Source organism: Pseudomonas sp. GM24 (genome assembly GCF_000282235.1).
Lineage (GTDB): Bacteria > Pseudomonadota > Gammaproteobacteria > Pseudomonadales > Pseudomonadaceae > Aquipseudomonas.
In genome coordinates, this window is record NZ_AKJR01000108.1 from 3,104 (window position 1) to 9,312 (window position 6,209).

Below are 6,209 nucleotides of genomic sequence, written 5' to 3' on the forward strand. Positions count from 1 at the left end.
AAGGGAGCAGATCTTCGTTGAATCGAATCCCGAGTTCGACTCGAGAACGCAGGCCGGTATGGACCGAACAATCAACCCGGTCATTCCCTCCCCCTTCAGACGAAGGGAAAGGGAGCCGATCGGAGGCTTTTCAAAACCTGAGTTCGACTCGGCATGCCAAGTCGGCGTATAGCGTAAGACATCTCGGCCCGTCCCCTCTCCCTCTGGGCGGTCCGACGTTTCGGGAGGGCTAGGGTGAGGGCATTCTCAAGTCGATCAAGATTTCGAAGGGATCATCCACACCAACCCACTCGCCTTCGCCCGCTCATGACACAACCCCAGCACCACCCGGCGTTCGTCATTGGTCATGCGGCCCCAGCGGGTGATCTCCTCGACCGTACGCTGGCAGCCAGTGCAGATGTCAGCCTCATCCAGCGCACAAATATTCACGCATGGCGAGGCTACTGGTCTTTCTGGCGTGTTCATTCTTCCTGCTCAACCAGATCGCGGGCATAACGCTGCGAGTTATGCACATAGTGGGCGGCACTGGCTTCGAGCATTTTCTTCTGCGGCTCGGTCAGCTCGCGCACAACCTTGCCCGGCGAGCCCATCACCAGCGAACCGTCGGGAATCTCTTTGCCTTCGCCAATCAGCGAGTTGGCGCCAATGATGCAGTTCTTGCCGATCTTCGCGCCGTTGAGAATCACCGCGTTGATGCCGATCAGGCTGTAATCGCCCACCGTGCAGCCGTGGAGCATGGCGTTGTGGCCGATGGTCACGCCGGTGCCAATGGTCAGCGGATAGCCCATGTCGGTATGCATCACCGTGCCGTCCTGCACATTGCTGTTCTTGCCGATCAGGATCAGTTCGTTGTCGCCGCGTAGCACGGCGTTGAACCAGACGTTGGCGCCCTCTTCCAGTTTGACCTTGCCCACCAGCACGGCATTGGGCGCGACCCAGCTCTGTGGGTGGGTCTCGACACGGGCGTCGCCCAAACGGTATTTCATCTTGTCTTCCTCAGCGCCCACGGTGATGGCCATTCGAACGATGGCTCAGGTGTTAATAAAGCTTTTAGGGGGTTGGTGCAGACTGATCTTGGCGTCATAGAGCAGATTGATCAACTCAACGATCATGATCGCCGTCAGCCCCCAGATCTTGTATTCACCAAATCGATAACTTGGCACGTACCAACTGCGGCCCTGATAGTCGATGCGGTGCGTGTGTTCACGGGGGTCTTCGCGGAAGAATTCCAGCGGCACAGTAAACACCGCGGCAATCTCGGCATCGTTGGCCAGATACTCGACAAAATCGGGGATGACGCCGACATAAGGCGTGACCTTAATGCCGTGCAGGGAGATCAGCGGACTGAGCGGGCCGATGATTTCGACCAGGCCGGGCGGCAGACCGATCTCCTCTTCAGCTTCACGCAGCGCGGTGAAGATCAGATCCGGGTCTTCCGGATCGCGGCGACCACCCGGGAAGGCGACTTCGCCACCGTGGGTCGAAAGCCCGCTGGCGCGCAGGGTCAGTACCAGTTCCGGTTGGTCACTGCGGGTGATCGGCACCAGAACGGCGGCCTCGGGGAAACGTGTGTCAGTCTCCAGCGTGCGCGGTGTGTGGTTGCTTACCCTATGCAGTAGCTCGTCCAGCATGAGTGTTCTCGATCTGTGCCTTACTTTGCATCATGCACCAATCGTTGCGAGCGCCCAAGCCCCCGAAACCCGTCGTGTCGCGAAACGACAACTTGCCGACCGACACCGCTGCACGCCAAGATAGGCGCAGCATTCAGGAAGCCCAGCATGAAATTTTGCAGCCACTGCGGTAACCCGGTCACCCAACGCATTCCCGAAGGCGATTCGCGGCTGCGATTTGTCTGTGACAGCTGTCAGACCATTCACTATCAGAACCCCAATATCGTCGCCGGTTGCGTACCGACCTGGGGTACAAAAGTGTTGCTCTGCCGCCGCGCCATCGAGCCGCGCCTCGGTTACTGGACCTTGCCCGCCGGTTTCATGGAGAACGGCGAGACCATCGAACAGGCCGCCGTACGCGAAACTGCCGAGGAAGCCTGCGCCCGCGTGCGCAATCTGAGCATCTACACATTGATCGATGTGCCGCACATCAGTCAGGTGCATGTGTTCTTCCGCGCCGAGCTGGTCGATCTGGACTTCGCCGCCGGCCCCGAGAGCCTCGAAGTGCAACTATTCGACGAAGCCGACATTCCCTGGGACGAGCTGGCTTTCCGCACGGTGGGGCGTACCTTAGAATGCTTCTTCGCTGATCGGCGTATCGAGGCGTATCCGGTTCGGTCGGAATCGATTCCTCCGTTGGCGCAGCCGGTCATTATTTAATCAAGACATTGGCGTGATGGCCGACAAAAAGATCGCAGCCTTCGGCAGCTCCTACATGTACACATACATATAAAATGTTGGTTATCTGCGTCACTCCCTGGGGAATCGTTTCAATGCGCTGGTTGCTTGCCCTGTTCTGCCTGTCGTTCGTTACCGTCTCCCAAGCGTCCTTCGTGACCACCGTGACGCCTTCGAATACCCCGCTCATCGAGAAAGTCCTGGTGCTCAAAGCGGCTCATCAACTGCAGTTGATCGCTGACGGCAAGCCGCTGAAGACCTATCGCATTTCGCTGGGCAAAGGCGCGAAGAAAGGCCCGAAACTGATAGAGGGTGACAAGCGCACGCCAGAAGGTTTCTATTGGATCGACTGGCGCAAGACCAGCGACAAATTCAACCTGTCGATGCACATTTCCTACCCGAACATCAGCGATTCGGCCCGCGCCCGACGTGAAGGCGTCGAGCCCGGCGGCATGATCATGATCCACGGCACGCCGGATTCGGAAGAAACCCCGGAAGACCTGTTCCACACCCTCGACTGGACTGACGGCTGCGTCGCCATGCGTAACGTCGACATGCGCGAAGTGTGGAATCTGGTGCCGGACGGCACGATGGTCGAAATCCGCCCTTAACTTCCTCACGACCATTGGTCGGCATTAAAAAATAAATCAAAAAGATCGCAGCCTGCGGCAGCTCCTACAAGGGTGATACCACTCTCAACTGTAGGAGCTGCCGCAGGCTGCGATCTTTTGCTTTTCCTGGCCAACCACTAATACCACTTGAAACCACACCCCCTGAATACCGCCAATTCATTAGACATGGCGCTGTTTCATCGCGTTGACATGGTATTCAAGTGGTATTAATTTCCGCCCCACAAGCGAGCCACAACAATCCTATACTCGCGACGGAAATGCCCTACATGAACGACCTCCATACCTTACGCCCGGACGACTCTCAGCCGACGCCGCTGTACCTGCAACTGGCACGCAATCTGGAAGCAGCGATTCATGCCGGGCAGTGGAAGTCCGAGCAGGCGATGCCCTCGGAACGCAACCTCAGCGAGCAACTGGGCATTTCCCGGGTGACTGCCCGCAAGGCATTGGAAGTCCTCCTCGATCAAGGCCTGATCCGTCGCCTGCAAGGTTCCGGCACGTTCATCACCCCACGCCTCGAACAACCGCTATCGCGTCTCTCCGGTTTCAGCGAGATGCTGCGCCTCAAGGGCTTCGTGCCCAGCTCGCAATGGCTGGAACGCGAAATCACCCTGCCGACTCATGAAGAATTGATCCGCCTCAGCCTGTCGCCGAACGACAAGGTTGCGCGCATGAAGCGTCTGCGCAAAGCCGATGACAGGGTCATGGCGATCGAAATGAGCACCCTGCCCGCCTCGATCATGCCCAAGCCGCAACTGGTCGGCGATTCGCTCTACGAATACCTCGACGGCATCGGCAAACCGATCGTCCGCGCCTTGCAGCACATTCAGGCGATCAACGCCTCGGACGAATTCGCCGCGCTGGTCGGCATCGCTCCCGGCACCGCGATGCTGCTGATGACCCGGGTCGGTTATCTGGAAGACAACACGCCGATCGAAGTCACCGACACCTATTGCCGCAACGACTACTACGACTTTGTTGCAGAGCTTCGTAGATAAAGAGCTGCGCCGCTGAGAGCGGCCCAAAGCGAGAACCAAAATGTCCGAAGACAACATCCTCACCGCCAGCGGCTGGGTTCGCGGCCGGCTGATCCACGAACACGGCAAAGTCGTGTCGATCGAAGGCGTGCCTTGCGATCCGGCAACTAATGACCTGCCGTATCTGCTGCCCGGTTTCATCGACCTGCACGTCCATGGCGGCGGCGGCAAAGACATCATGGAAGGCGCCAGCGCTTTCGAAACCATCACCAGAACCCACGTGCGGTTTGGCACCACTTCGCTGCTGGCCACCACCATGACCGCGCCGAGTGCCGAGATCTCCAGCGTCCTGAAGGAAGTAGGAGAGTTCTGCGAACAGCGTCCGAAAGGTGCCGCGCGGGTCCTCGGCGTACACCTCGAAGGCCCGTACATCAATCCGGGAAAACTCGGTGCGCAACCGAACTTCGCCCACACCGCGTTGATGGCCGAAGTCGAAGAGTACCTGGCACTGGCGCCGATCCGGGTGATCACCATCGCCCCGGAAATCGCCGGTCATGACGGTTTGATCCGTGAGCTGAGCAGCCGTGGCGTGCGCATGCAAATCGGCCACACCCTCGGCAGTTACGAGGAAGGCGTCGCCGCTCTGGATGCCGGCGCGACCAGTTTCACCCATCTCTATAACGCCATGAGCCCGCTGCATCACCGCGAGCCGGGCATCGTCGGCGCCGCATTGGCCCACGCCAAATTCGCCGAGTTGATTCCGGATCTGCTGCACGTGCATCCCGGTGCCATTCGCGTGGCCCTGCGTTCGATCCCGTGCCTGTATTGCGTCACCGATTCGACCGCTGCGGCCGGCATGCCCGACGGTGAATACAAACTCGGCAGCCACACCGTGACCAAATGCCTGGGCGGCGTGCGCCTGCCGGACGGCACTTTGGCCGGCAGCACCCTGACCATGGATCAGGCCCTGCGCAATCTGGTGAAGATCGGTTTGCCGATCGCCGAAGCCTCACAACGTCTTTCGCAATTCCCCGCCGACTACCTCGGCATTACTGAACGCGGGCGCCTTGCACCAGGTGCCTGGGCCGACTGCGTGCGGCTCGATCGCTCACTCACACTGACCGCCGTCATGGTCGAAGGAGAAGACATTGACTTCAAAAATGCTTGAGGAGGCGCTGTCCTCGTTCGAGGCCGTGCAAGCCCAACTGCAACAGCTCGACGCACAAATGATCGAGATCGCCGGGCGCCTGCGCCGTCAGCCACCACAAGTGGCGATGACCGTTGCGCGCGGTAGCTCCGACCACGCGGCGAGCTACTTCGCCTACCTGACCATGCAGCAACTGGGTGTGCCGGTAGCGTCGCTGCCGATGTCGGTGGTGACCATGCAGCAGGCACCGTTGAAGGTCAGCGGTCAGGTTGCATTCGCGTTTTCGCAATCGGGGCAGAGCCCGGATCTGGTCAACAGCCTGCGACTGTTGCGCAAGCGTGGCGCGTTGAGCGTGTCGATGGTCAACGCCGCCGACTCGCCACTGGAAGCCGCGTGTGAGTTCAGCGTGCCGCTGCTCGCCGGGACTGAAAGCAGCGTCGCCGCGACCAAAAGTTTTATCGCCACCCTCAGCGCCAGCGCCCGCTTGATCGCGCACTGGAAAGAGGACAGCGAATTGCTGGAGGCCGGCAACGCCCTGCCTGAAGGTCTGCGCGAAGCGGCGAAACAGGACTGGAGTGTGGCTATCGAAGCCCTGCGCGATTGCGAGCGCTTGATGGTAATCGGCCGTGGTGCCGGTTTCGCCATCGCTCAAGAGGCAGCGCTGAAATTCAAGGAAACCTCGGCGATTCAGGCCGAAGCGTTCAGCAGTGCCGAAGTCCGTCACGGCCCGATGGCGTTGATCGACGAACACTATCCGTTGCTGGTCTTCGCCCCGCGCGGTGCCGAACAGGCTGGTCTGTTGAGTCTGGCGGCAGAAATGCGTCAACGCGGCGCCCGTGTGTTGCTGGCCGCGCCGGATGACATCGCCGAGCGCGACCTGACCCTGACCCGCGCCGAACATCCAGCGCTCGATCCGATTCTGGCGATCCAGAGTTTCTACGTGATGGCCGCAGGCCTGGCCGTGGCCCGTGGCATGGACCCGGATCAGCCGCGCCACCTGAGCAAAGTGACCCGCACGCACTAATTGAAGCAAGCCTGTAGGAGCTGCCGAAGGCTGCGATCTTTTGATTTTGATCCAAAAAAACAAGATCAAAAGATCGCAGCC

General features: G+C 59.8%; 8 protein-coding genes. 5 read left to right on the forward strand and 3 right to left on the reverse strand.

Going from position 1 to position 6,209, the window contains the following annotated elements; genetic code table 11:
- Positions 1-255: 255 nt before the first annotated feature.
- Genes PMI23_RS29305 through PMI23_RS14280 form a run of 3 tightly spaced genes read right to left on the reverse strand, consistent with a single transcriptional unit; the run spans position 256 to position 1,631 of the window.
- The gene (locus tag PMI23_RS29305; RefSeq protein ID WP_007908996.1) at positions 256-465 is read right to left on the reverse strand and encodes a DUF1289 domain-containing protein; all 210 of its coding nucleotides are present in this window, start codon (positions 463-465) and stop codon (positions 256-258) included.
- Positions 462-986: a gamma carbonic anhydrase family protein gene (locus tag PMI23_RS14275; RefSeq protein ID WP_007954617.1), complete on the reverse strand. Its 525-nt coding sequence runs from the start codon at positions 984-986 to the stop codon at positions 462-464. The genes PMI23_RS29305 and PMI23_RS14275 overlap by 4 nt, the downstream gene beginning before the upstream one ends.
- Positions 987-1,031: 45 nt before the next feature.
- Positions 1,032-1,631: a CoA pyrophosphatase gene (locus tag PMI23_RS14280; RefSeq protein WP_007909000.1), complete on the reverse strand. Its 600-nt coding sequence runs from the start codon at positions 1,629-1,631 to the stop codon at positions 1,032-1,034.
- Between the two features lie 147 nt (positions 1,632-1,778).
- Between PMI23_RS14280 and PMI23_RS14285 the strand changes: the two genes are divergently transcribed.
- The 5 genes from PMI23_RS14285 to PMI23_RS14305 all read left to right on the forward strand — a co-directional run bounded on the left by PMI23_RS14285 (position 1,779) and on the right by PMI23_RS14305 (position 6,128).
- Positions 1,779-2,330, forward strand: coding sequence for an NUDIX hydrolase (locus tag PMI23_RS14285; protein WP_007909002.1), 552 nt, complete (start codon positions 1,779-1,781; stop codon positions 2,328-2,330).
- 113 nt (positions 2,331-2,443) lie between these two features.
- Entirely contained in the window at positions 2,444-2,959 is a 516-nt protein-coding gene (locus PMI23_RS14290) for a L,D-transpeptidase family protein (protein WP_007909004.1), read from the forward strand.
- Positions 2,960-3,246: 287 nt separating this feature from the next.
- The gene (locus tag PMI23_RS14295; protein ID WP_007909006.1) at positions 3,247-3,978 is read left to right on the forward strand and encodes a GntR family transcriptional regulator; all 732 of its coding nucleotides are present in this window, start codon (positions 3,247-3,249) and stop codon (positions 3,976-3,978) included.
- 40 nt (positions 3,979-4,018) lie between these two features.
- Positions 4,019-5,125 carry an N-acetylglucosamine-6-phosphate deacetylase gene (nagA, locus tag PMI23_RS14300; RefSeq protein ID WP_007909012.1) on the forward strand — a complete coding sequence of 369 codons (1,107 nt, stop codon included), beginning with the start codon at positions 4,019-4,021 and terminating at the stop codon, positions 5,123-5,125.
- Positions 5,106-6,128 carry an SIS domain-containing protein gene (locus tag PMI23_RS14305; protein ID WP_007909014.1) on the forward strand — a complete coding sequence of 341 codons (1,023 nt, stop codon included), beginning with the start codon at positions 5,106-5,108 and terminating at the stop codon, positions 6,126-6,128. Before nagA ends, PMI23_RS14305 begins: the two co-directional genes overlap by 20 nt.
- The last annotated feature ends 81 nt before the right edge of the window (positions 6,129-6,209 follow it).